Below are 24,618 nucleotides of genomic sequence, written 5' to 3'. Positions count from 1 at the left end.
GCCTTCCCGCCCTGTCGGGAACAGCCGGCGAATGCCCGGCACCTTCCCGCCCTGTCGGGAACAGCCAGCGAATGCCTGGCACCTTCCCGCCCTGTCGGGAACAGCCGGCATATGCCCGGCGCCTTCCCGCCCTGTCGGGAACAGCCAGCGAATGCCTGGCACCTTCCCGCCCTGTCGGGAACAGCCGGCATATGCCCGGCGCCTTCCCGCCCTGTCGGGAACAGCCGGCGAATGCCCGGCACCTTCCCGACCCGCGAGAACAGCCGGCCCTGCCCGGCGCATTCGAGCCCTTAATCTTTTACGCCTTTAATCTTTTATGCTTTTACACCCCTACCAGCGGAGCGATGTCGAGGGATGGCGACTTTTGGCTTTCCCCGGCCCGAGAATCTTCGATTCGAAGGAGGGAAAACAACCGGAGCCATCCCCGACATCGCGGAGCGCCACCATGAGAGGAGGACAAACATGGACTCGATCGGCAACGTGCTCAAGCAGCTCGGAGGTTCGCGCATTCACCAGCGAACCGAAGACCTCAAAGCCAAAATATTGAACGAGCCCGACGTGCGCCAGCTTCGGCTGCGGCATCCCGAACTGACCGAGCAGGAATTGATCCGCAACATGAGCCGCCTGTACGAGTACATGAAGGAGAAGCGGCACTGCGCCGAATGTCCGGGTCTCGACAAGTGCCCGAACGATTTTCAGGGCCACTACACGAAGCTCAGCGTCGACGAGGTGGGCGGCCAGCTGCGGATTCGCGACCACAAGACGCCGTGCAATCTGCAGCTCGCCCATGAGCGGGACAAGCTGATCAGCAGCCGGATCCGCAGCTTTTACGTGGATGAACGGGCTCTGATCGAAGGCTACGACGAAGTGGAGATCATGCTCAAAGACCCCGCGCGTTCGCCGGCCGTCAATCGCATCTTCCGCTATATCAACGAGACGAAGGCCGCCGGGCTGCCGACCAAAGGGCTGTATCTGGAAGGGCCGTTCGGCACGGGCAAGACGTTCCTCATGTGCTATCTGCTGCACGAGCTGGCGAAGGAAGGCCATTCCGGCGTCATCGTGTACATGCCCGACTTCGTCGAAGACGTCAAATCGATGATCCAGGACGGAGACAGACTGCGCGATACGGTGGAGATGATGAAGGAAACCGATCTGCTGATCTTCGACGACATCGGAGCGGAAAACATGGGGCCGTGGGTACGCGATCACGTGCTCGGTTCGATCCTCAACCACCGCATGAACCGCAAACCGACTTTTTACACGTCCAATTATTCGCTGTCCGCGCTTGAGAAACATCTCAGTTTCACGAACAAGGACGGAGAAGAAGCGTACAAAGGCGAGCGGTTGATGAACCGGGTGTCGCCGTTCGTGGAAGTCGTGCGCGTCCTCGGCGAGAACAAGCGCGGCTGAACCCGACCGACGCAGACCGAACCTTCTTCATCCAATCTTCACTTACTAAAGGTAAGATATTTATAATTTATTACAAATATTTGTTTCAGTATGGCCGATTCCGTGTTATAATTGACATGTAGACAACCGCAAGTTATCTTTAACTATGCGATTACGGTGCGGGCATTCGCGCGTACCCCAGATAAATTCAGCAGCATATAAGGAGGAATTTTCCGTGGCTATTGTAAATGTATCCGACCAAACATTCGGAACGGAAGTTGAAGCGGGCGAAGGTACCGTTCTTGTCGATTTTTGGGCACCTTGGTGCGGCCCTTGTAAAATGCTCGCTCCGATCCTGGACGAGCTCGACGGCGAAGTTGGCGCAAACGTCAAAATCGCCAAAGTGAACGTGGACGAAAACCCGGAAACGGCTTCCCGTTTCGGCGTGATGAGTATCCCGACGATGATCTTCTTCAAGGACGGACAACCGGTCGACAAACTGATCGGCGTAAACTCCAAAGAAGCCCTCAAAGGCGTATTGTCCAAACACGAATAATTTTGTTTTCGCCCCGCGGACGTTTTTACCGAAACGAATACGGGCGCAGACACGACGACCTCCGGCGCATGCCGGGGGTTTTTCGTTTGTTCTTTTTCAAAAGCAGGATCGGTGAGAGCGGATGTTCGTCTTTTGGTGTATACCGGACCTTTTTGGCGTATAATAAAAAGGGTAATGCATCGAGAGAAACTTATCGCATGGCAAGCATGCAGGGAGGTCGAATGTAGAGTGGAGCCACACCTTGAGACGATTCAGGAACAGGAGAAAGCCCTCGCGCATATTCGGGACAAGCTTGCGCTGCTCCCGGAACTGCCGGGCTGCTACCTGATGAAAAATAGAGAAGGCACGATCATCTACGTCGGCAAAGCCAAAATTTTGCGCAACCGGGTACGGTCGTATTTTACGGGCAGCCATGAAGGCAAAACGCAGCGGCTCGTCGTCGACATCCGGGATTTCGAATATATCGTCACGTCGAGCAATATGGAAGCGCTCATTCTGGAGTGCAATCTGATCAAGCTGCATCAGCCGCGCTACAACGTGCTGCTCAAGGACGACAAGACGTTTCCGTATATCAAAATTACGAACGAGCGCCATCCGAAGCTGGAAGTGACGCGCCGCGTGCTCAAGGACAAGGCGCGCTATTTCGGTCCGTATCCGAACGCCTACGCCGCCCAGCAGACGAAGAAGCTGCTCGACCGGATGTATCCGCTGCGCAAATGCGGCGTCATGCCGAAGGAAGTGTGCCTGTACTACCATATGGGCCAATGTCTGGCGCCGTGCGTCAAAGACATTCAAAAAGAAGATTACGACGGTATCCGCGACGAGATTTCCCGTTTCCTCGGCGGCAGCCACGAAGAGATCAAAAAAGAGCTGCGCCGCAAAATGGAAGAAGCCGCCGAAGACCTGTATTTCGAGCGGGCCACAGAACTGCGCGACCAGATCCAGAACATCGAAGCGGTCATGGAAAAGCAGAAGATCAACGCCACGGACAAAAAAGACCGCGACGTATTCGGCTATTCCGTCGACAAAGGCTGGATGTGCGTGCAGATTTTGTACATCCGCCAGGGCAAGATGATCGAGCGGCACGCGTCCAGCTTTCCGTTCTACGGCGAAGCGTACGCCGATTTCCTGTCTTACGTGACGCAGTATTACAGCGACAACCCGGCGCTGCCGCAGGAGATTCTCCTGCCGGCGAATGAGGACGAAGGCGGCGCGGAAGCCGCCGCCGGCGAAGCCCGTCCGGCCGCGGCGGCCTCGCGTGCCGACATTATGGCGGCGAACGATGCCGCCGATGCGGACGGAGACGACGAAGACGGCGTCTCGTCGGACGACTCGGCCGCAGGCGATGCGGCCGAAGCCGCTGCGGCGGCGCAGGCGGGAGCGGCGGCCGGCGAAGCGCTGCCGCAGGTCGCGGAAGCGCAGGCGGAGTATACCGCCGCCGCTTCCGCCCCGGGCGCCGAAGCTTCGGCGCCCGCGCTGCCGGACGACGCGCAGAGTCCGGCGGGGCTCGGCGACGTCAACGGGTCGGCGGCGCTCCAGCAGTGGCTGGGCGTGAAGACGCTTGTGCCCAAGCGCGGGTCCAAGCGCAAAATGGTCGAGATGGCGTGCGAGAACGCGCGTGTCTCGCTGGAAGAGAAGTTCCGCCTGATCGAGCGGCACGAGGAGCGTACGAGCGGCGCGGCCGACCGGCTGGGCCATGCGCTCGGCTTCGACACGCTGTACCGCGTCGAGGCGTTCGATAACTCGAATATCCAGGGCACCAATCCGGTGTCGGCGATGGTCGTGTTCCTCGACGGCAAGCCCGCGAAGCAGGAATACCGCAAATACAAAGTCCGCACCGTCAAAGGGGCAGACGATTACGCGACGATGCGCGAAGTGATCCGCCGCCGCTACGAACGCGTGCTCAAAGAAAATTTGCCGATGCCCGATCTCGTCCTCGTCGACGGTGGCAAAGGCCAAATCTCCGTCGCGATCGACGTGCTGGAGAACGAACTGGGGCTGAGCATTCCGGTGGCGGGCCTGGTCAAGGACGCCAAGCACCGGACCGCGCAGCTTATGAGCGGCGATCCGCCGCAGGTCGTGCCGCTTGCGCGCGACAGCGAAGAGTTCTACCTGCTCCAGCGCATTCAGGACGAAGTTCACCGCTTCGCGATCTCGTTCCACCGCGAACAGCGGGCCAAGTCGATGGTGACGTCGAAGCTCGATTCGATTCCCGGCATCGGCGACAAGCGCCGGCAGCTGCTGCTGAAGCATTTCGGTTCGCTCAAGAAGATCCGCGAAGCGTCGGTCGAAGATTTCCGTCCGCTGTCGATCGGCGACAAGCTGGCGCGCCAGATTCTCGACGCGCTCAAAGACGGGCCGACGCCGAACCCGAACGACTGAATAGGCCGCCGGATCAGGCTTTGACCCCGCCGCCTTTACTTTTGCGCGCGGGCTGGATATAATGGTCAGTAATTGTATAGGATTTACCCGGAGGAGCCTGCCAACAGCGGGCTCTTTTTATGCTTTTTTAGAGGTTTTTTAAGGGTAATAGACAGAAAATAACAAAATGGAGGGGTTACGACGTGGAAATGGACAGGCAGCAGGAAAGTATATTGGTGTGCGTGCATTACGGACCGCACGGGCAGCGCCTTATTCAGCGGGGGAGCCGGCTGGCGAAGCTGCTGAACGCGCCGCTTCGGGTACTGACCGTCGCTCCGGCGAAGCGCGAAGAATACAATCCCGAGAAAGAACGTTACGTCGCGGGCTGGCGCAGGCAGACGGAAGAAAACGGCGGCGAATTTCTCGTGCGCGCCTGCGGCGCAGGGCTCAAAACGCCGGACGTGATCGCGGCCGCGGCCAAAGAACTCGGCGTGACCCAGATCTTGATCGGGCATGCGAGCCAATCGTTCTGGCACGAGATCACGCATGGCGATTTCGTCGACGAACTGCTGGAGCGGATCGGCGCGGTCGATCTGCATATCGTCGCCGTGCAGCGCTATCCCGAACAGCTTGAAGACACGCACGAGCAGGGCTTTGCCGCTTACCTCGTTCCCCGGAGAGGGCGCTACACGCTCAGCAGGGAAGCTTCCGGAGAAGATGCGATCAAGGGCGTCTTTTTCCGCGAGCTGGATACCGACTTCGACAGCGGCTTGTTCAAGATCGTGAAGGACGGACAAGCCGAATACGTAAAAATCGTGCAGGGAGAATGGATCAAATCCCGATCCTGAACCGCTGCCATTCCGAAAGGAGGAACGCTTACACGTGCTGCATGCCGCCGTTTTACTGCCTTTTCTATGGGCCGCTCTTATTCCGCTGATGAAAAGGCTGCCCCGCGTTCATCCGGGCTGGGCCGTACTGCCCGTTCCCGTCGCTTTGTTCGCTTTGTTCATTGTTCTGCTGCCGCGGGTTCGCAGCGGAGAAGTCCTCTCCGCGACCCTCCCGTGGATGCCGGGTCTCGGCATCGACCTGTCGCTCGTGCTCGACGGCTGGAGCCTGCTGTTCGTGCTGCTCATTACGGGCATCGGCGCGCTCGTCGTCTGGTATTCGATCTTCTATATGAGCAGGGGCATGGAGTCGCTGCGAAATTTCTACCTGTATCTGCTGCTGTTCATGGGTTCCATGCTCGGCGTCGTGCTGTCGGACAATCTGATGGTGCTGTATGCCTTCTGGGAACTGACCAGCGTCGCTTCCTTCCTGCTGATCGCGTTCTGGTACCGGCGCGAGCGTTCCCGGTACGGCGCGCTGAAGTCGATGCTCATTACGGTGTTCGGCGGGCTGGCGATGTTCGCCGGATTCAACCTGCTGTACGTCATGACCGGTTCGTACAGCATTCGGGAGATCGCGGCGCAGGCCGCGGGATTGACCGGGCATTCGCTGTTTCTGCCGGCGATGATTCTGGTGCTGCTGGGCGCCTTTACGAAGTCGGCCCAGTTCCCGTTCCATATCTGGCTGCCGGACGCCATGGAAGCGCCGACGCCGGTCAGCGCCTATCTGCACTCGGCTACGATGGTGAAAGCGGGCCTGTATCTGGTTGCCCGCATGAGTCCGGTCTTCGCCGGCGTATCCGAATGGTTCTGGATCGTGTCGCTGACCGGCCTGATTACTTTGTGCTACGGTTCGTTCAAGGCGATCCGGCAGACCGACCTCAAAGCGCTGCTCGCCTACTCGACGATCAGCCAGCTCGGACTGATCATGTGCCTGCTCGGCGTCGGTTCGGCGTCCGCCTTTTTCCCCGGGACCGAGCAGGCCGTCTTCTTCAGCCTCGCCACGACGGCCGCGGTGTTCCATCTGATCAACCACGCGGTGTTCAAAGGTTCGCTGTTCATGGTCGTCGGCATCGTCGACCATGAAGCGAATACGCGGGATCTGCGCAATCTGGGCGGATTGATGCGGCTGATGCCGGTCACGTTCACGATCGCCCTGATCGGCGCATTCTCGATGGCCGGCCTGCCGCCGTTCAGCGGCTTCCTGAGCAAGGAAATGTTCTTCACGGCGATGGTCAACCTTCGCGATTTCGAGGCGGCGGGGGCGGGCAGCTGGATGATTGGGTTCGCGGTGCTGGCGTGGATCGCCAGCGTGTTCACGTTCGTCTACAGCCTGATCCTCGTCTTCAAGACGTTCGGAGGCAAATTGCAGCTCGACAAGCTGGACAACAAGCCGCACGAAGCTTCGGCCGGCCTGCTGGCCGCGCCGGTGCTGCTGGTCTCGCTTGCGCTTGTCTTCGCAGTCGTGACGAACGGCCTTGCGGCGTCGCTGATCGATCCGGCCGTCGCAGCCGTGAACGGCGGCGCGCTGACCGCGCAGCAGGCCCATGTCCCGATCCATTTCTGGCACGGCTGGACGCCGGAACTGTTCATGACGCTCGGCGTCGTGGGACTTGGCCTCATCCTATACCGGACCTATACCCGGCTGCGGATCATGGACCGCGAACGGAGCGGCCGCGAAGGGTTGAACCGGCTGTATAACGGCGGCCTGAACCTGCTGGAGAGCGGAGGGCGCCGGGGAACCGATCTGTACATGACCGGTTCGGTCCGGCACTACCTGATCTATATTTTGCTGTTCCTCGTCGCCGCGGTCGGCGGCACGCTGCTGTTCTCGCCGAATATCCGGTTCGGCATGGATCGGTACGCGCCGATTACGTTCTACGAGGTCGGACTGGTGCTCGTGATGGTCGGTTCGGCGGCGGCGGTGCCGTTTGCCCGCTCGCGGGTGAACGCGATCCTGTTCACCGGCTCGGCCGGGTACATGGTCACGGCGCTGTTCCTGATCTTCCGCGCGCCCGATCTTGCGCTGACGCAGATGATCGTGGAGACGGTATCCGTCATCTTGTTCCTGCTCTGCTTCAAATATTTGCCCAAGCTCAAATCGGTCAAAACGGAAAAGCTCACGTTCAAATGGCTGAACCTGATCGTGGCGGCCGCGGTCGGCGCAACGATGACGCTGATCGCTCTGGCGGCGATGGGCAGCAGCCCGTTCGTACCGATCTCGGAGTATTTCCTGAACGGGAGTTACGAGCTTGCCGGCGGCAAAAACGTCGTCAACGTTATCCTCGTCGACTTCCGGGGCTTCGATACGCTGTTCGAGATCATGGTGCTCGGCATCGCTTCGCTCGGCATTTACGGCATGATCAAGCTGGGCGCCCGGACGAAGCCCGAAGCCGGGAACGCACAGCAGGCGGCCGCAAATCAAAAAGGCTTCCCGCTCGTCAGCAACGACGTGATCCTGCGCACGATGTCGCGGGTGATCATCCTGATCATCATCACGTTCTCGCTCTATCTGTTCTTCGCGGGGCACAACAACCCCGGCGGCGGATTTATCGCCGCCTTGATGACGGCTTCCGCGCTGATCCTGCTTGCGGTATCGTTCGGCATGGATACGGTGCGCCGCGTCCTTCCGGTCAATTACCGGCTTATGACCGCGATCGGCCTGTCCGTCGCGATCCTGACCGCTTCCGGTTCGTTCTTGTTCGGCGCTCCGTTCCTAAGCCATGCGTTCGGCCATTTCGACCTGCCGATTCTGGGCGATACCGAACTTGCGACCGCCGTCCTGTTCGATCTGGGCGTGTATCTGGCCGTCGTCGGCGTCGTCATGACTATCATTTTCAGCATAAAGGGGGAAGATTGACATGGAATGGATAATGGCAATCGCCGTCGGCCTGCTGTTCATGATCGGCGTCTATCTGATTTTGTCCAAAAGCCTGCTGCGGATCATTCTCGGCACGTCGCTGCTGACGCACGGCGTCCATCTGCTGCTGCTGACGATGGCTGGCCTGAAGCGCGGCGCGGCTCCCGTCCTCGGTAGCGGCAGCGACTCTTACGCCGATCCCCTGCCGCAGGCGCTGATCCTGACTTCGATCGTGATCAGCTTCGGCGTGACCGCGCTCTATTTCGTCCTCGCTTACCGGGCGTACCAGACGCGTGGCACGGATGAGATCGATGCGGCGGACGAAGTCCGCGGCGGGGAGGGGGAATCTTGAACAATCTGCTTGTGCTGCCCGTCCTGCTGCCGATGGCCCTCGCCGTGTTTTTGATGTTTTTCCGCAAAAAAGTACGGCTGCAGCGAGCAATCGCCCTGGTCGGCGGAATCGCGAACGTCGCCGTCGCCGCACTCATCGTGTTCCGGGTGCGGGATCACGGTATCCAGACGCTGCAATTCGGCGGCTGGGCGCCGCCTTACGGCATCGTGTTCGTCGCCGATCTGTTCGCCGCGCTGCTGGTATTGGCCGCTTCGATTACCGGACTTGCCGTCTTGATCTATTCGTTCTCGACGATCGGCCGGGAACGGGAAGAACATTACTACTATACGTTCTTTCACTTCCTGCTCGTCGGCGTCTACGGTTCGTTCCTGACCGGCGACATCTTCAATCTGTTCGTCTTCTTCGAAGTGATGCTGATCTCGTCGTATGCGCTTATTACGCTCGGCGGTTCCCGGAAGCAGATGCGCGAAGCGCCCAAATATCTGCTGGTCAATATTCTGTCTTCGACGCTGTTCGTCGCCGCCGTCGCTTATCTGTACGCGTCGGTCGGCACGCTGAATATGGCGCATCTGTCGGAGCGGATCGCCGAAGTCGGCCAGAGCGGGGTGCTGAACGTCGTCGCCGTGCTGTTCCTGATCGTGTTCTCGCTCAAAGCGGGATTGTTCCTGTTCTTCTGGCTGCCCGGTTCGTATGCGGCGCCGCCGTTCGCCGTGCGCGCGCTGTTCGGGGCGCTGCTGACCAAAGTAGGGCTGTACGCGATCGTTCGGACGTTCACGCTGATCTTTCCTTACGACGCTGCGCTGACGCATACGTGGATCGCCGGCATGGCCGCGGCCACGATGATTCTGGGCGGGATCGGCGCGGCCGCTTACCGCGATATTCCGCGCATTCTGAATTTTAATGTGCTGATCGGCGTCGGCTTCGTCGCGTTCGGTCTGGCGACGGGGACGCGCGACGGCATGGACGGCGTCGTCTTCTACATGCTGCACGACATTTTGTCCAAAGGATTGATGTTCGTCCTCGGCGGCATGCTGATCGCGGCGGCCGGAACCGATCATCTGGACGGCATGGGCGGACTGATCCGCAGACGTCCCGGACTCGGGTGGATGTTTTTCCTGCTGGCGCTTGCGCTGACGGGCATTCCGCCGCTGAGCGGCTTTGCGGGCAAAGTGCTGATCGTCCGCGGGGGCCTTGAAGACGGGATGCTGACGCTGTCGTTGGTCGCGCTGGCGTCCAGCCTGCTGACGCTGTACTCGCTTATCAAGATTTTCCGCGAAGCGTTCTGGGGCGTCGAGCCCGAAGCGGAGCCGGACGCGGAAGCTTCGACATCGACATCGAAATTAAAGTCAAAATCAACCCCGACAGCCCGTCCGGGCCTGCTGCCCAACGCAGCGGCCATCCTGCTGCTGCTGTGCGTCATCGCGCTCGGCGTGGGCGCGAATCTTGTATCCGGCCCCGTCTCGCAGGCCGGGGAGACGCTGGCGAACCCGTCGCTCTATATCGAAGCCGTACTGAAGGAGTAGATCGACATGCCTTTTCAAATTTTACTGAATCTGATGATCGCTTTCGTCTGGATGATGCTGAACGGAAACTGGACCTTCTCCGGTTTTGTCGTCGGCTACGTCCTCGGTATCCTGATTCTGCTCGTCGTGCGCAAATTTCGGCCGGAACCTTTTTACCTCACCAAGCTCTGGGCGGTTCTCAAGCTGCTGCTTATTTTCGGCCGCGAGCTGTTTATCTCCAGTTTCGACGTGATGGGCCGGATTCTGCGTCCCAAGCTGGATCTGCATCCCGGCATTTTCGAATACCGGACCGAGCTTCGCTCCGATTGGGAAGTGACGATTCTGTCCTGCCTGATCTGTCTGACCCCGGGCACGCTGACGCTTGAAGTGTCGGGCGATAACGAGGTGCTGTACATTCACGCCATGAACATCACGGATGCGGACGAGATGGCGGCCGGGATTCGGTCGACGTTCGAAAAAGCGATTATGGAGGTGACCCGATCGTGATAACGTTTGTATTGACGGCCGCGCTGGTCATTCTGACGCTTGCCGTGCTCGGCTGCATGTACCGGCTGATCGCCGGTCCGAGCCGTTCGGACCGTATCGCCGCGCTCGACACGATCGGCATCAATCTGCTGGCCATGATCGCCGTGTTCTGCATGCTGCTCGACACGCGCGCGTTGATCGAAATTATTCTCGTCATCGGCATTTTGACTTTTATCGGCACGACGGTGTTGGCCCGGTATATCGAAAGAGGGAGCGTGATCGAAGATGGCGACGATCGTTGAATGGATATCCGCCCTGCTGGCGCTGGCCGGAGCTGTGTTCTGCGCGATCAGCGCGTTCGGCCTGATCCGTCTGCCCGACGTGTATCTCCGCTCGCATGCGGCGACCAAAAGCGCGGCGCTCGGCGTACTGTTCATCTTGGGCGGCGCTTTTGTGTACTTCTGGGCGGCGGACGGCGAGATCGACGTGAAGCTGCTGCTCGCGATCGTGTTCGTGTTCCTCACGTCCCCGGTAGCCGGGCATCTGAACGGGCGCGCGGCCTATCGTTCCGGCGTCAAGATGTGGACCGGCAGCGTGCGGGACGATTTCAAGGACGTGCTGGAGCAGGCGGGCACTCCCGCGCCGGACACCACTTTGGAAAAAGAAGGGCCGAAACGGCCTTGAGCCCGATTTGGCCTTGAGTTCGATTGGGTTCACAACGCAAAAAAAGGCTTCGCCCTGTACAGGGCGAAGCCTTTTGTCGTTCGAATTGCTTGGACAGATTCGGAAATTAAATGGAAGGCGGACGGTCGTCTTTGGAGAGCGACCAGCCCGGCGTACGGCGCGCCGCATCTTCGTCGGCCGGCAGGGCCGGCTGAGGCTGCGGACGTTCCGCTTCCCGCTCCGGCAGGCCGCGTCCGCCCGGCGGAGTGCCGTCCGCGGGACGCGGCTTGTCTTTGCGGTAGATCAGGTAGATGACCAGAGCGACGATCGCCGGCATCACGATCGAGACGATGCCCACGACGACGTAAGTCGCCGTGCCCATGAAGATCAGGCTGAGTCCCATCAGGATGCTGTCGAACACGACGTGCGCGAACATGGCCGTAATATAGCCGTAGCGCAGGAAGATGAAGCTGAACAGCAGGCCGAGGAACAGCAGCTCGATCGGCCGCGTGATGACGGGATAGATCGGGTACAGCGTGTGGCCCAGCGCCCAGATGAGCGAAGTGATGATACTGGCCAGCACGGTGCTGCGCACGATCTTTTTGACCATCGGAATACCGAACAGCCGGTAGATCGCTTCTTCGGAGATGCCGGCCATCCAGGCCAGAATCGGGAACAGCCACGGATACATCATATTGTACGTGGACTGGGAATCGTCGGTCGTCGAGAACACGCCAAGCGTGCGTTCGAGCACGAAGAAGAGCACGGCCTGTACCGCGAGCAGGATCAGCGCCCACAGATAGCCGGTCTTGACCGATTCCCAGACATGGCGTCCGTAAGCGGGTTCCCCGCGGCGCGCCCACATATTGCGTCCCTGGCTGCGCCACATGGCGTCTCCGGCGACGAACGAGAAATACAGCGACGCCGCCATGAAGAAGCCGAGAACGATCTGAAGCAGGAGCGTCACGATGAACATGAAGTCGGAATAGTTCGCGCCTTCGAAGTACGGACGCGAGTTCCATACGGAGAAGACCGATACCGCGTAATAGAACAGCGACAGGAACAGGCCGCGGGTGAACGAAGCATGTCGTTTCAGCACGAAGGCGTAGATGATGGCGAGCACGCCCAGCACGAACGTGAGCAGCATGTAGCCGCCGTAGGTCATGATCTCCGCCCAGCTTTTCTGTTCGTTGACGTACGACGTGTACGAAGCCGGCACGCTGAAGTTCGCCCGGATCGAAGCGACTTGTTCGTCTTCGAACGTCGCGTTGACGTTCAGCACGCTTTCGCCGACTTTGGCGGAAGAAGACGTATAGGCGAGGCCGAAATCGTCGTCGGCGGAAGTGCGCTCAAGCTCCGCCGGGTCCAGGCCGAGCTTCTGCAGGAGCGGCAGGGCGATCTTCTCTTTGTCTTCGGCCAGCAGCGTCTGGTCTTCGAGCGGTGCCGGCGGCACGTTCGCTTCCGTCAGCTGCTCGGCGTAATTGGCCGGCAGATCGTTGAAAGCGACGACCCGGCCGGACTGCGCGCCCACGTCGATCGAGAGCTTGCGCTCGATGCCGCTTTCGTCGTACTCGTAAGCGACGCGGAACATCTCGTACGGGAAACGCTCGGCGTAGCTCGCGTCGTACTCGCCGGTCAGCCCTTCGCGGGACAGGTAGCCGTACAGGTCCGAGTCGCTGCGATAGCTGACCGTAGGACTGCCGAGCGGCGCGGAGATGCCAAGCTCGTCGGCAGCGAACGTCGTCGCGGCCGCTGCCGCCTGCTGCTCGCTGATCAGCGAGTAGGCTTCCTGCTGGGTCATGTCGCTCTGGAACAAGGTCGTGAAGTTGAAGAGGAAATAAACGACCAGCGCGATGGCCGCGGCCAGGCCGAGTCTTTTGTAATTCACGCGCAAAATGCGCTGCTGCGGGTCTGTCATGGTTCTCCCCCTTGCTTGATTTCGTACCGGAAAGCCGGATACCTTTCTCTAAAATACCATATTCCGAAAGTCCGATACCACAACGGGGCTTCGCCGATCGCTTTGTCGCCCAAATCGTAGTTGTGGGAAGAGAGCGCGTGCGCATATAATAGGACGACTGCTTTCATTAAATGGACGAAGTTCGCAACAGAAAGGGGAGGCGCGAAGAAATGGCAATGGCGGTTCCCAAATTAAGATTCGCTCCGCCGCAAATTTTGGCGATCGGCTATGCGGTGCTGGTCCTGCTCGGCACGCTGCTGCTGAGGCTTCCGGCGGCCAACCACACCGGGCAGCCGCTGCCGCTGATCGACGCCTTTTTCACCGCGACGTCCGCCGTCTGCGTGACGGGGCTCGTCGTGGTCGATACCGGCACGTTTTTCAATGCGTTCGGCCAGACGGTCATTATCGTCTTGATTCAGATCGGCGGCCTCGGCTTCATGACGATGGCCACGCTGTTCGCGCTGGTGTTCCAGCGCCGCCTCTCGCTGCGCGACCGCCTGCTGCTGCAGGAAGCGATGAACCAGGGCTCGGTCGAAGGCATCGTGCGGCTGATCCGGCGGGTCATTTATTATTCCCTGGCGATCGAGGCGGTCGGGGCGCTGCTGTTCGCGATTCGGCTCGCTTTCGACATGCCGCTCGGCCGGGCGCTGTATTTCGGCATTTTTCATTCGGTTTCTTTTTTCAACAATGCGGGCTTCGATATCTTCGGCGATTTCCGCAGCCTGACCGATTACGCGGACGACCCGGTCATGAACCTCGTCTCGGTGGGGTTGATCGTAAGCGGCGGCCTCGGGTTCATCGTCTTGTCCGATCTGGCCGATTACCGGCACAAAAAGAAGCTGTCGATGCACTCCAAAGTCGTCCTGTCCACGACGGGGCTGCTCATTCTGTTCGGAGCCGTCATTATCCTGCTGTTCGAATGGGGCAATCCGGGCACGCTTGGCGGCATGGACTGGGGAGGCCGGCTGTGGGGCGCGCTGCTGCAATCCGTCACTCCGCGCACGGCGGGCATCAATTCCGTGGATCTTACCCAGCTGCACCAGGCGACGCATTTCCTGCTGCTGATCCTGATGTTTATCGGCGCTTCGCCGGGATCGACAGGCGGCGGGATCAAGACGACCACGTTCGCGGTGACGATCGGCGCCATGATCGCGATGATGCGCGGACATGAAGACGTCGTCTTTTTCCGGCAGCGTCTGGCCCGCGAACGTATCCTCAAAGCGCTGACGATCATTCTGCTCGCGCTTGCGCTCGTAATCGGCGTCGCCATGCTGCTGTCCGCGACGGAAGGGCATGATTTCATGGTGGTGCTGTTCGAGACGACTTCGGCGTTCGGTACGGTCGGCTTGTCGCTGGGGCTGACGCCCGAGCTGTCGACGTTCGGCAAAATCATGATCGCGCTGACGATGTTCGCCGGCCGGGTCGGCCTGCTGACGCTCGTGTACGCGCTCAAGCCGAGAAAAACGTCCGAGAAATTCCGGTATCCCGAAGGCAAAATTATTATTGGTTAAGGAGATGCATCCGCATTGGGCACACAACAATTCGTAGTGATCGGACTGGGGCGCTTCGGCATGAGCCTCGGCATGGAACTGATCGAGCTCGGGTATGAAGTCATGGGCGTCGACCGCAGCGAGGAAGTGGTCGAAGAAGTCGGCGGCCGCTTCACGTATGCGGCGGTTGCGGACGCGACGGACGAAGAAATGCTGCGTTCGCTCGGCATTCGCAATTTCGACTGCGGCATCGTCGCGATCGGGGAGAATATGCAGACGAGCATCCTGGCCGCGATTCTGCTCAAGGAACTCGGCGTCAAAAAGGTGGTCGCCAAAGCGATCACCGTCCTGCACGGGCGGGCGCTGGAGAAGATCGGCGTCGACCAGGTCATTTTCCCGGAGCGCGATATGGGCATCCGCGTGGCGCACCAGCTCGTGACGCCGAACCTGCTCGATTACATCAAGCTGTCGGACGATTATTCGATCGTGGAGATGCGGGTGCCGACCTGCCTGAATTCGCGTACGGTGGCGGACCTGAATTCGCGCAGCCGCTTCGGCTGCACGATCGTGGCGCTGCGTACCGAAGCCGGCGTGACGATCGCGCCGACGGCGCTCGACCGGATGCACGAAGGGGACGTGATGGTCATCGCGGGCCCGAACGACCGGATCGAGCAGTTCGAGCGCGAAGTGGTCAATATCGAAGAATAAGAGGCTGCGAGGCAGGTCAATCGCGGCGGCCAAAGCGGAATCCGGAGCGAAAGCTTATCGGATTCCGCCCTTTTTTGCTTTTTTATCTGTAAACGCTTCCTTATAAGTAGGGCTGGAGCGATATGAGAACGGAGTGAGAACGCCGCAGCGGCGCGTTCCGGCGCCACCAACCCAGCAAGCGCGCGCTTTTGATCGGTTGTTGAGTCGTTAACGTTTACGCACGCTTACATATACTATGCAGGAATTTTTTGTTTTCAAAAAGACGTCATATTGGTTCCATTCTCCGAATTTTTGGGGTAACATAAAAGGGTAGTCGCTTTGTTCACGAAGAAATGGTATGGCGTGAATTTTTTTTGTTTTTTCGCGCTTTCGGGTGGGGAAAACGGCAGGGCGGCAAATTCCTTTATGGAATTTATGAAAACGTTCTAATTAAAGGGCATTTTGCGGCATGGAGGAACCCGTTTCCGAAAAGCGGCGGAATGTCGAACGATGAAAGGGGACGGTTCGGCAGATGAAAGGTTACTACGCCAGAAAGGTACACTCATTATTGGGGGTTGTTCCGCTAAGCTTTTTCATCCTCACTCACGCGATTACCAATTTCGGGGCGTATGAAGGCGGAGATCAAGGGTTTCGGGACTCGGTAAGCAGAATCAACGATCTACCGCTTGTTATTTTCCTTGAAATATTTGTAATTTGGCTTCCGCTGCTCTTTCACGGCGTGTACGGACTTTACATCGCTTATCAAGCGCAGCCCAATCTCGGACATTTCAAGACCGAGCGCAACTGGCGCTTCGTGCTGCAGCGGATCAGCGGCGTAGTCGCTTTCGTATTCATCATTTGGCATGTGTACACGACCCGTTTACAGATCCTTTTCGGCAATGCGACTCATGACGATCTCGGCGGCATAATGCATGAACTGGTTACGCAGCCCGGTTTCTTCGTTTTCTTCACGATCGGAGTCATTGCAACGACTTTCCACTTCGCCAACGGCGTATGGGCGTTCCTGGTCAGCTGGGGCATTACGGTCGGTCCGCGCGCACAGCGCATCTCTTCTTACATTTGCATGGGTCTGTTCGTAGTCGTGACGGCCCTGTTCATGCTGTCGCTGTTCGCTTTCCGCGATGATCAGTTCGCGAACACGGCACAAGTATTGACGACTTTGAAAACAATGATCGGTTAAGGGGGACTCAATCAGACATGGCAAAATCCGGACTTATTATCGTCGGCGGAGGGCTTGCGGGTCTCATGGCAACCGTCAAAGCGGCCGAAGCCGGCGTTCCCGTACAGTTATTCTCCGTCGTTCCCGTCAAGCGTTCGCACTCCGTGTGCGCGCAGGGCGGCATCAACGGCGCGGTTAATACAAAAGGCGAGGGCGACTCGCCGTGGCTCCATTTTGACGATACCGTCTACGGCGGAGACTTTCTCGCCAACCAGCCTCCGGTCAAAGCGATGTGCGACGCCGCTCCCGGCATCATCCACCTGATGGACCGGATGGGCGTCATGTTCAACCGCACGCCGGAAGGCCTGCTCGATTTCCGCCGCTTCGGCGGCACGAAGTTCCACCGCACGGCGTTCGCCGGCGCGACGACGGGCCAGCAGCTGCTGTACGCCCTCGACGAGCAGGTACGCCGTTACGAGGCCGCCGGCCTCGTGACCAAGTACGAGAACTGGGAATTCCTCGGCGCGGTACTGGACGACGAAGGCGTATGCCGCGGCGTCAGCTCGCAGAACCTGCGCACGATGGAGATTCAGACGTTCGTCGCGGACGCCGTCATCCTGGCGACCGGCGGACCCGGCATCATTTTCGGCAAAACGACCAACTCGGTCATCAATACCGGTACCGCGGCCAGCGCCGTATACCAGCAGGGCGTTCATTACGCGAACGGCGAATTCATCCAGATTCACCCGACAGCCATTCCCGGCGACGACAAGCTGCGCCTCATGTCCGAATCGGCGCGCGGCGAAGGCGGCCGGATCTGGACGTACAAGGACGGCAAGCCGTGGTATTTCCTCGAAGAGAAATATCCGTCTTACGGCAACCTCGTTCCGCGCGACATCGCGACGCGCGAAATCTTCAATGTCTGCGTAGACCAGAAGCTCGGCATCAACGGCGAGAACATGGTCTATCTGGATCTGTCGCACAAGGACCCGAAAGAACTCGACGTCAAACTCGGCGGCATTATCGAGATCTACGAGAAGTTCATGGGCGACGATCCGCGCAAAATCCCGATGAAAATCTTCCCGGCCGTACATTATTCGATGGGCGGCATGTGGGTCGACTATAACCAGATGACGAATATTCCGGGCCTGTTCGCGGCCGGCGAATGCGAATACCAGTACCACGGTGCGAACCGTCTCGGCGCCAACTCGCTCGTCTCGGCGATCTACGGCGGCATGATTGCCGGCCCGAAAGCGGTCGAGTATATCAAAGGCCTCAAGAAATCGGCGGCCGATCTGTCGAGCTCGTTGTTCGACGCCAGCACAGCCAAGCACCAGGGCAATTACAACCGACTGCTCGGCATGGACGGCGGTACGGAGAACTCGTACGTGCTGCACCGCGAACTGGGCGAGTGGATGACCGACAACATGACGGTCGTGCGCTACAACGACAAGTTGGAGCAGACGATTAACAAGATCAAGGAACTGAAGCAGCGCTACGGCAAGATCAACATGATGGATACGGCCAAATGGAACAATTCCAGCGTAGCCTTCACCCGTCAGCTCTGGAACATGCTGGAGCTGTCCGAAGCCATGACCAAAGGCGCGCTTCTGCGCAACGAAAGCCGCGGCGCGCACTACAAACCGGACTTCCCGGTACGTAACGACGAAGAGTTCCTGAAGACGACCAAAGCGGCCTGGACGCCGGACGGCCCGAGTATTTCCTACGAGGAAGTCGACGTGTCCCTGATCCCGCCCCGCGTCCGTGATTACTCGAAAGATTAATCGCGTTTCACAGAAACGCGCGACTCAGCGAAGTTTCGAAGAAACTTGCCAGTAATCGCGTTTCGCAGAAACACTCAGTTGTCCATATCCAAGCGAATGGGGGAGAACGACCATGGCGGATACACCAACCGTGCCACAACCAACTCAGAATACAGCCAGAAAAGTCAAATTTGTGATCACCCGTCAGGATACGCCGGAAGGCAAGCCTTACGCCGAAGAATTTGACCTGCCTTACCGTCCGGGCATGAACGTTATCAGCGCCCTGATGGAGATCCAGCGCAATCCGGTCAACGCGAACGGCGGCTCCACGGCACCCGTGTGCTGGGAATCGAACTGTCTGGAAGAAGTGTGCGGAGCCTGCTCGATGGTCATCAACGGCAAGCCGCGCCAGGCCTGTTCGGCGCTCGTCGATCAGCTGGAACAGCCGATCCGCGTCGCTCCGATGGCGACCTTCCCGGTCGTGCGCGACCTCGTCATCGACCGCAGCCGGATGTTCAACGCGCTGAAGAAAGTCAAAGCATGGATTCCGATCGACGGCACTTACGATCTCGGCGCGGGACCCCGCATGCCGGAGAAGAAGCGCCAATGGGCGTACGAACTGTCCAAGTGCATGACTTGCGGCGTCTGCCTGGAAGCCTGCCCGAACGTCAACGACAAGACGGACTTCATCGGTCCGGCGGCCCTGTCGCAGGTTCGCCTGTTCAACGCCCACCCGACGGGCGAGATGAACGCCGACGACCGTCTCGACACGCTGATGGAAGGCACGGACGGCATCGAAGGCTGCGGCAACTCGCAGAACTGCGTACGCGCCTGCCCGAAAGGCATTCCGCTGACGACTTCGATCGCCGAGCTGAACAAGCAGACGACGAAGCGCATGTTCAAACGCTGGTTTGCGCAGTAAGCGTCCGGCAGCGGCTTTAAGCCGGAGGCGATAACGAATCCGAGAAACCCGCTGCCGGGTTTCTCGGATTTTTGGCGTCCGGCGAAGAACGAAGCCGCGGCAATCCCGCGTCATTGCGTTTCATGGTACACTGGAAAAGAGACTGCGGCTGCCCGGCCCATGCGCGCCGGAGCGGCTTCGCATCGAACGAAATCAAGGATGGAGCCTGATTCCCATGATTGTGGAGAAACCGTATACCCGCACATCGGTTGCGGAAGAAGCGCGTGCGCTCGGCGTGCAGCCGGGCAGCGTGCTGCTGGTGCATTCGTCGCTCAAAGCGATCGGAGGCTGGATCGCCGGCGGAGCGGAAGCCGTCGTACTCGGACTGGAAGACGCGCTCGGCGAAGACGGAACGCTCGTCATGCCGACGCAGTCGTCGAACCTGACCGATCCGGCGATCTGGATGAATCCGCCGCTCGATTCCCGGTGGTGGGATCTGGTGCGGGCGGAGATGCCGCTGTACGACCCCGACCTGACGCTTACGAGCGGCATGGGGGCCGTGCCCGAAACGTTCCGCAAACAGCGCGGTACGCGGCGCAGCGGCCATCCGCACGTATCTTTTGCGGCCCGCGGGCCGCAGGCGGACGCCATTACCGCTCGGCATCCGCTGGCGTACGGGCTGGGCGAGGAATCGCCGCTCGGCCGCCTGTACGAGCTGGACGCGTCCGTGCTTATGCTGGGCACCGGATACGACAAGAATACGTCGTTTCATCTAGGCGAGTACCGGGCCGACTACCGGGGCAAAAAAGAACTGCGGCCGACGGCCAAAGTTCAGGGAGCCGACGGACCGGAATGGGTGAAGTTTTCCGATATCAACTTCGATTCGTCCGATTTCGAGCGGATCGGCGGCGACTTCGAAGCGGAGAAAGGCGCGGAAATTCGGCGCGGACGGATCGGACGCGCCGAGTGCCGGCTGGTTCGCCAGCGGAGCCTGGTCGATTACGCCGCGCGCTGGCTGGAATTGTATCGCTGAGCGAAGAACGAGGGGGAACATAGAGATGGCGGACAAAGAAAGAATCGCCGGCAGCCTGCCGGACTGGCTGCCGATCCGGACGGATCGGCTTGAGCTGCGCATTTTGACCAAAGAAGACATTCGCAGTTGGAGCCGCAGCGCGGACGATACCGAAGTGAACCGGTATCTCGCTTCGGCGGGACGCACGTTCGGCGTCGGCAATCCGGATCGCGTATACCGGCAGATCGAAGAATCGTATCGAAGCCTGAGCGCGCTGCATTTGGGCGTCTTCCTGCACGGCGGCACGGACATCATCGGGCTGTGCTCGTTCCAGCGCTGGGACGCCCGGGGCGGCAAAGCGGAGCTCGGTTTCGCGCTGTCGCACGAATACTGGGGCAAAGGGTATGCGACCGAAGCGGCGGACGCGATGGCGGCTTTCGGGTTCGAGCATCTGGAACTGGAGCGGATTCAGGCGCGCTGCTTCGTCAAGAACGGCGCGTCGCTGCGCGTGCTGGAGAAGATCGGCATGGAACGCCAGCACCGGCCGGAATTCGGTTTCGGCGTGAAGCGCCGCGACGACGAGCTGGGTATCGTCGTGTTCACGCTGACGCGCGAAAAGCTGGAAGCGGAAGCCTGAATGTAAAAGCCAAACGTCGGAAAAACGAATTTTTGGCGTGAAAAAGGCTTTGTCACACAAATGAAATATAAGCGCAACTGTTCTCTAACATGTATGGGGTATAAATAAGACATGACCCCCTTTTGAAATAGAAGTGACTAGACCCGGATAACTATCCGGGTCCTTTTTTTGCGTTTTTTTCGGTATAACTGCCGCTCCATAACGAAAAGGCTCCGGGAAACTCCCCGAAGCCCGACCGCTTTGCGGCCTAATCCGTCCGACGCTTTTTATTCCTTGACCGAACCGAGCGTGATGCCGTGAATGAAGTAACGCTGCAAAAAAGGATACACGATCATGACCGGGAGCATGGCCACGAAGATCTTGGCGGCGTCGAGCGTCCGGTTGGACAATTCCGACAGCCTGCGGTACTGGTCTTCGCTCATGGTAGCCGGGTCGACGGAGACAACCATCTGCTGAATATAAGTCTGAAGCGGATAATACTGCTCGCGCGTCATGAAGATCAGTCCGTACAGAAACTCGTTCCAATGGTATACGATACTGAACAAGGTGATGGTGGCCAGCACGGGCACCGCCAGCGGCAAATAGATTTTGATCAGCGAATACCAGGGACCCGCTCCGTCGACCAACGCTGCTTCGTCCAGTTCCTTGGGCAGATTCCGGAAGAAGTTGACGGTCAAAATGACGTTGAACACGAGCGTCTGCGCGCCTCCCACGAGCACGAGCGCCCAGATGCTGTTCAGCATGCCCAGCTCTTTGACGGTCAGGTAGAGAGGGATCAGGCCGCCGTTGAACAGCATGCAGAAGACGAGAATCCACATCAGCGGGCCCCGGGCCCGGAACTGCCGCGAACTGCGCGAGAGCGGATAAGCCATGAGCAGCACGACGACGAAATTGAGCGCGGCTCCGAGCACGACGCGCTGGACCGAGATCCAGAAGGAGCCGAAAAATTGTCCGTCTTTCAAAATTTGCGCGTAAGCATTCAGGTTGAAGCCGACCGGCCACAGCCAGACTTGTCCGGAAGCGGCCGCCGAATTCGAGCTGAGCGACAGCGCCAGCGTGTACCAGATCGGCAGCACGCAGCTTAGGGTGATTGCGATCAGGATGACCAACAGCCCGATATCCGTGAGGCGCGACCCCCAGGTTCTGTCCCGAATCATAAACGCACCTCCCGCATGGATTTAGAAAATCCGATAATGGATCAGCCGATAAGCCAGATAATACGAGACGCTGATCAGAATGAAGCCGATGACGGACTTGAGCAGCCCGACGGCGGTCGCCAGTTCGTACTGCAGATTGAGCAGGCCGGTCCGGTAGACCCAGGTGTCGATAATGTCGCCGGTCGAGTAGACGAGCGGATTGTACAGATTGAAAATCTGGTCGAAGCCGGCGTTCAGCACGTTGCCGAGGCTGAGGACGGCCAACAGGACGACGGTGGTGCGAATGCCGGGCAAAGTGATATGCCATAAGCTGCGCCAGCGGCTCGCGCCGTCCATGCCGGCCGCTTCGTATAAGGCGGGATTGATGCCCGTAAGCGCCGCCAGATAGATGATGGTATTGAATCCGAACTCTTTCCAGACGTCGCTGCCGACGACCAGCCACGGAAACAGCTCCGCTTGGGCGAAAAACAGCACGGGCTCAAAACCGAGCAGTGCTCCGAGCTGATTGATCGGACCGTTGTACGAGAAAATGTCCAGTACGATGCCGCCGAGGATGACCCAGGAGAGGAAGTGGGGAAGGTACACGACCGTCTGAATCCAGCGTTTGAGAATCATTTGGCGCAGCTCGTTGAGCATGAGCGCGAACACCAGCGGCACGACGAGATTGGTGACGATTTTGAGTACCGCGATAATGAGCGTGTTCACGAAGACTTCGCGGGTGTCCTTCAGCACGAACATGTAGCGGAAATGTTCCAGCCCGGCCCAATCCGAGCCGAATATGCCTTTGCCGGGATTGAAATATTGAAAAGAAATCGCGATTCCGAACATCGGAACGATGCTGAACACGATCAGCCATAGATAGCCGGGCAGCAGCATCAGATAATAGTGTTTGTCGAAGCCTTTGATCCGCATCCGTCAAAACTCCTTTCCGCACCGCGGCCTTACTGTTGAAGCGCTTCGGCTACTTCTTTGGTGATCTGTTCGCCGCCCTGGCGCTTCCAGTCTTCGACGAACTGGTCGAAGCTGTCGACCGGAGCTACGCCCATGACGATTTTGAGGAACATCTCGTCTTCCATCTTTTTGAGGTTGACCCACCGGCTTTCCATCAGCGGCGTCTGCTCATAGATCAGGCTTTTGACTTTTTCCATCTCCGTCTCGACGAGCGGATTGCCGCCGACCATGATCGAATAGGCGCGGGTCCATGCACCCCAATCGGCATCCGGCGTCCAGGTGCCGATATTCCATTGGTCGTACGGTTCCTGCTTGATGGTCTTGATCGCGTCCAGATCGGAAGGCAGCAGCTTGTACGATTTGGCGTCGGCAAAATCTTCTTTGGTCTTGGTGCCGGCGAGCACTTCCTTGATGGCTTTGTTCGTAAATTCGATTTCGTCCGAAGGCGCGAACACGACGCGCAGCGGATAGAAGCCGGGACCGCCTTTGCTCGGGTCGAACGTATTCTCCATTTCGTTCTTGAACAGATTGTTCAGCATCTTCATCGGGATTTCGGGATGCTCGTAATCTTTGCGCACTACGACGAATTCGGTAGAAGGGGTCGCGGCATGCGGCCGGAAAGCCCCGTCGGCGTTAAGCGGCAGCGCATACGCCTGCCAGTCCGCTTCGGCGTCGTTTTTGACGGCATTGGTGAGCGGGCCGTAACCCATCCACTAGGGAGCGAAGAACATCCCCGACTTGCCGTTGATGATCGGTTCGTCGGACGCTTCGCGCACCGCCATTTCCGGATCGATCAAGCCTTTTTTGTACAGATCCTGCAGTCCGGCGAGCGCTTCCTTGGTTTCCGGCAGGGTCGAGCCGTAGACCGGATTGCCGCTCCCGTCTTCCAGCCAGAAACCCGGGAAAGCGCCATACGCGGAGAAGATCGCGTCGAAGCCGTACAGATTGTTTTTGGATTCCAGGAAATTGGCGTACATTTTGCCGTCGCCGCTTTGCGGGCCGGAAATGCCGATCGTATCGGCTGTGCCGTTGCCGTCGGGGTCCTGCTCGACGAAAGCGCGGGCAACGGTTTCGAGCTCTTCCATCGACTTGGGCGGCTCAAGACCGAGCTTGTCGAGCCAGTCCTGCCGAACCCACAAAATGTGGATGCCGTCCGCGTCGGCCTGCACGCCCGGAATGGCATACATTTTGCCGTCGAACGTAACCGACTTCAGCGCGGCTCCGTTCGTTTTGTCCACGATGTCTTTGATTTCGGGGGACGCATAGCGTTCGTACACTTCCGTCAGATCGGCAAGCTGTCCGGCGGCGACCATCTGCCGCAGTTCCACGGCATTGACGACGAGCGCGTCCGGCAGATCGTTGCTGGCGATAGCCAGGCTGATTTTCTGGCGCATGTTGGCGGCGGAAGCGGTAAAAGCATGCTCGACCCGGACGTTCAGCGCTCCTTCGACTTGGCGCGTGTACTGGTTGTCGAGCGGCGTATCTTCGGCCGGAAGATCTTTGTCGGTCGGGTCGACCTGCATGCCGATACTGATCGTCGTCGGTTCTTCGTAGCGTCCGTAAGGATCGGCCGGTTCGGTATTTTGCGCTTTGGCTTCCTCCGGTGTGGCGTCGGCCGGCGTCTCCGCGCCGCTGCACGCTCCGAGCATCAGGACTGCCGAGAGCAGCACGATCCATGAGGCTTTGACTGTTCGCTTCATGACGTTCCCCTTCTTTCTGTGCAAGATGGATGAGATAGCTATAATTTAGCACAAAGAAACCGCTTTCACGGATAGAAAGCGGTCGTTGATCCGGTAAGGCAAATGCTTGAAATCAGTCGGAAACGCGGAA

20 protein-coding genes and 1 pseudogene are annotated in these 24,618 nt (G+C 59.1%); 17 read left to right on the top strand and 4 right to left on the bottom strand.

From position 1 onward, the window contains the following. Positions 1–462: 462 nt before the first annotated feature. The 10 genes from dnaI to mnhG all read left to right on the top strand — a co-directional run bounded on the left by dnaI (position 463) and on the right by mnhG (position 11,074). On the top strand, positions 463–1,410 hold the full coding sequence (gene dnaI, locus FFV09_RS06425; protein WP_141447068.1) for a primosomal protein DnaI: 948 nt from the start codon (positions 463–465) through the stop codon (positions 1,408–1,410). Positions 1,411–1,624: 214 nt separating this feature from the next. After that, the gene (gene trxA, locus FFV09_RS06420) at positions 1,625–1,945 is read left to right on the top strand and encodes a thioredoxin (RefSeq protein WP_037291158.1); all 321 of its coding nucleotides are present in this window, start codon (positions 1,625–1,627) and stop codon (positions 1,943–1,945) included. Positions 1,946–2,173: 228 nt separating this feature from the next. Beyond that, the gene (uvrC, locus tag FFV09_RS06415; protein WP_141447066.1) at positions 2,174–4,327 is read left to right on the top strand and encodes an excinuclease ABC subunit UvrC; all 2,154 of its coding nucleotides are present in this window, start codon (positions 2,174–2,176) and stop codon (positions 4,325–4,327) included. 188 nt (positions 4,328–4,515) lie between these two features. Continuing rightward, on the top strand, positions 4,516–5,154 hold the full coding sequence (locus FFV09_RS06410) for an adenine nucleotide alpha hydrolase family protein (RefSeq protein ID WP_246098547.1): 639 nt from the start codon (positions 4,516–4,518) through the stop codon (positions 5,152–5,154). A gap of 34 nt (positions 5,155–5,188) precedes the next feature. Next, entirely contained in the window at positions 5,189–8,050 is a 2,862-nt protein-coding gene (locus FFV09_RS06405) for a Na+/H+ antiporter subunit A (protein ID WP_141447063.1), read from the top strand. Position 8,051: 1 nt separating this feature from the next. Beyond that, positions 8,052–8,402 carry a Na(+)/H(+) antiporter subunit C gene (locus tag FFV09_RS06400; RefSeq protein WP_141447061.1) on the top strand — a complete coding sequence of 117 codons (351 nt, stop codon included), beginning with the start codon at positions 8,052–8,054 and terminating at the stop codon, positions 8,400–8,402. After that, entirely contained in the window at positions 8,399–9,925 is a 1,527-nt protein-coding gene (locus FFV09_RS06395; protein ID WP_141447059.1) for a Na+/H+ antiporter subunit D, read from the top strand. The genes FFV09_RS06400 and FFV09_RS06395 overlap by 4 nt, the downstream gene beginning before the upstream one ends. 6 nt (positions 9,926–9,931) lie before the next feature. Beyond that, entirely contained in the window at positions 9,932–10,411 is a 480-nt protein-coding gene (locus FFV09_RS06390) for a Na+/H+ antiporter subunit E (protein ID WP_141447057.1), read from the top strand. Further along, on the top strand, positions 10,408–10,692 hold the full coding sequence (locus tag FFV09_RS06385; protein ID WP_141447055.1) for a Na(+)/H(+) antiporter subunit F1: 285 nt from the start codon (positions 10,408–10,410) through the stop codon (positions 10,690–10,692). Before FFV09_RS06390 ends, FFV09_RS06385 begins: the two co-directional genes overlap by 4 nt. Beyond that, entirely contained in the window at positions 10,676–11,074 is a 399-nt protein-coding gene (gene mnhG / locus FFV09_RS06380; RefSeq protein WP_141447053.1) for a monovalent cation/H(+) antiporter subunit G, read from the top strand. Before FFV09_RS06385 ends, mnhG begins: the two co-directional genes overlap by 17 nt. Before the next feature lie 106 nt (positions 11,075–11,180). On the opposite strand, the gene FFV09_RS06375 is transcribed toward mnhG, so the two are convergent. Next, positions 11,181–12,971, bottom strand: coding sequence for a CPBP family intramembrane glutamic endopeptidase (locus FFV09_RS06375; RefSeq protein WP_141447052.1), 1,791 nt, complete (start codon positions 12,969–12,971; stop codon positions 11,181–11,183). A 209-nt stretch (positions 12,972–13,180) separates the two neighbouring features. Between FFV09_RS06375 and FFV09_RS06370 the strand changes: the two genes are divergently transcribed. The 7 genes from FFV09_RS06370 to FFV09_RS06340 all read left to right on the top strand — a co-directional run bounded on the left by FFV09_RS06370 (position 13,181) and on the right by FFV09_RS06340 (position 20,680). Continuing rightward, positions 13,181–14,521, top strand: coding sequence for a TrkH family potassium uptake protein (locus FFV09_RS06370; RefSeq protein WP_141447050.1), 1,341 nt, complete (start codon positions 13,181–13,183; stop codon positions 14,519–14,521). Between the two features lie 15 nt (positions 14,522–14,536). Next, on the top strand, positions 14,537–15,208 hold the full coding sequence (locus tag FFV09_RS06365; protein WP_141447048.1) for a potassium channel family protein: 672 nt from the start codon (positions 14,537–14,539) through the stop codon (positions 15,206–15,208). Between the two features lie 511 nt (positions 15,209–15,719). Then, positions 15,720–16,388 (top strand): succinate dehydrogenase cytochrome b558 subunit, encoded by a 669-nt coding sequence (locus FFV09_RS06360; RefSeq protein WP_141447046.1) that lies wholly within the window; start codon positions 15,720–15,722, stop codon positions 16,386–16,388. Positions 16,389–16,405: 17 nt separating this feature from the next. Further along, positions 16,406–18,151, top strand: a complete 1,746-nt coding sequence (gene sdhA / locus FFV09_RS06355; protein WP_141447044.1) for a succinate dehydrogenase flavoprotein subunit — start codon at positions 16,406–16,408, stop codon at positions 18,149–18,151. A gap of 112 nt (positions 18,152–18,263) precedes the next feature. Next, positions 18,264–19,052, top strand: coding sequence for a succinate dehydrogenase iron-sulfur subunit (sdhB, locus tag FFV09_RS06350; protein ID WP_141447042.1), 789 nt, complete (start codon positions 18,264–18,266; stop codon positions 19,050–19,052). Between the two features lie 214 nt (positions 19,053–19,266). Further along, positions 19,267–20,064 carry an AAC(3) family N-acetyltransferase gene (locus FFV09_RS06345; RefSeq protein ID WP_141447040.1) on the top strand — a complete coding sequence of 266 codons (798 nt, stop codon included), beginning with the start codon at positions 19,267–19,269 and terminating at the stop codon, positions 20,062–20,064. 25 nt (positions 20,065–20,089) lie between these two features. After that, positions 20,090–20,680 carry a GNAT family N-acetyltransferase gene (locus tag FFV09_RS06340; protein ID WP_141447039.1) on the top strand — a complete coding sequence of 197 codons (591 nt, stop codon included), beginning with the start codon at positions 20,090–20,092 and terminating at the stop codon, positions 20,678–20,680. Positions 20,681–20,946: 266 nt separating this feature from the next. Here FFV09_RS06340 and FFV09_RS06335 read toward each other — a convergent pair whose 3' ends face one another. The 3 genes and pseudogenes from FFV09_RS06335 to FFV09_RS24545 all read right to left on the bottom strand — a co-directional run bounded on the left by FFV09_RS06335 (position 20,947) and on the right by FFV09_RS24545 (position 24,488). Beyond that, positions 20,947–21,837: a carbohydrate ABC transporter permease gene (locus FFV09_RS06335; RefSeq protein WP_141447037.1), complete on the bottom strand. Its 891-nt coding sequence runs from the start codon at positions 21,835–21,837 to the stop codon at positions 20,947–20,949. Positions 21,838–21,858: 21 nt separating this feature from the next. Continuing rightward, positions 21,859–22,749, bottom strand: a complete 891-nt coding sequence (locus tag FFV09_RS06330) for an ABC transporter permease (RefSeq protein WP_141447035.1) — start codon at positions 22,747–22,749, stop codon at positions 21,859–21,861. A 29-nt stretch (positions 22,750–22,778) separates the two neighbouring features. Further along, positions 22,779–24,488: pseudogene (locus tag FFV09_RS24545) on the bottom strand (extracellular solute-binding protein). Between the last annotated feature and the right edge of the window lie 130 nt (positions 24,489–24,618).

The sequence above is a fragment of the Saccharibacillus brassicae genome, from assembly GCF_006542275.1.
Classification (GTDB): Bacteria; Bacillota; Bacilli; order Paenibacillales; family Paenibacillaceae; genus Saccharibacillus; species Saccharibacillus brassicae.
This window is presented reverse-complemented; position numbering and strand designations above follow the sequence as displayed.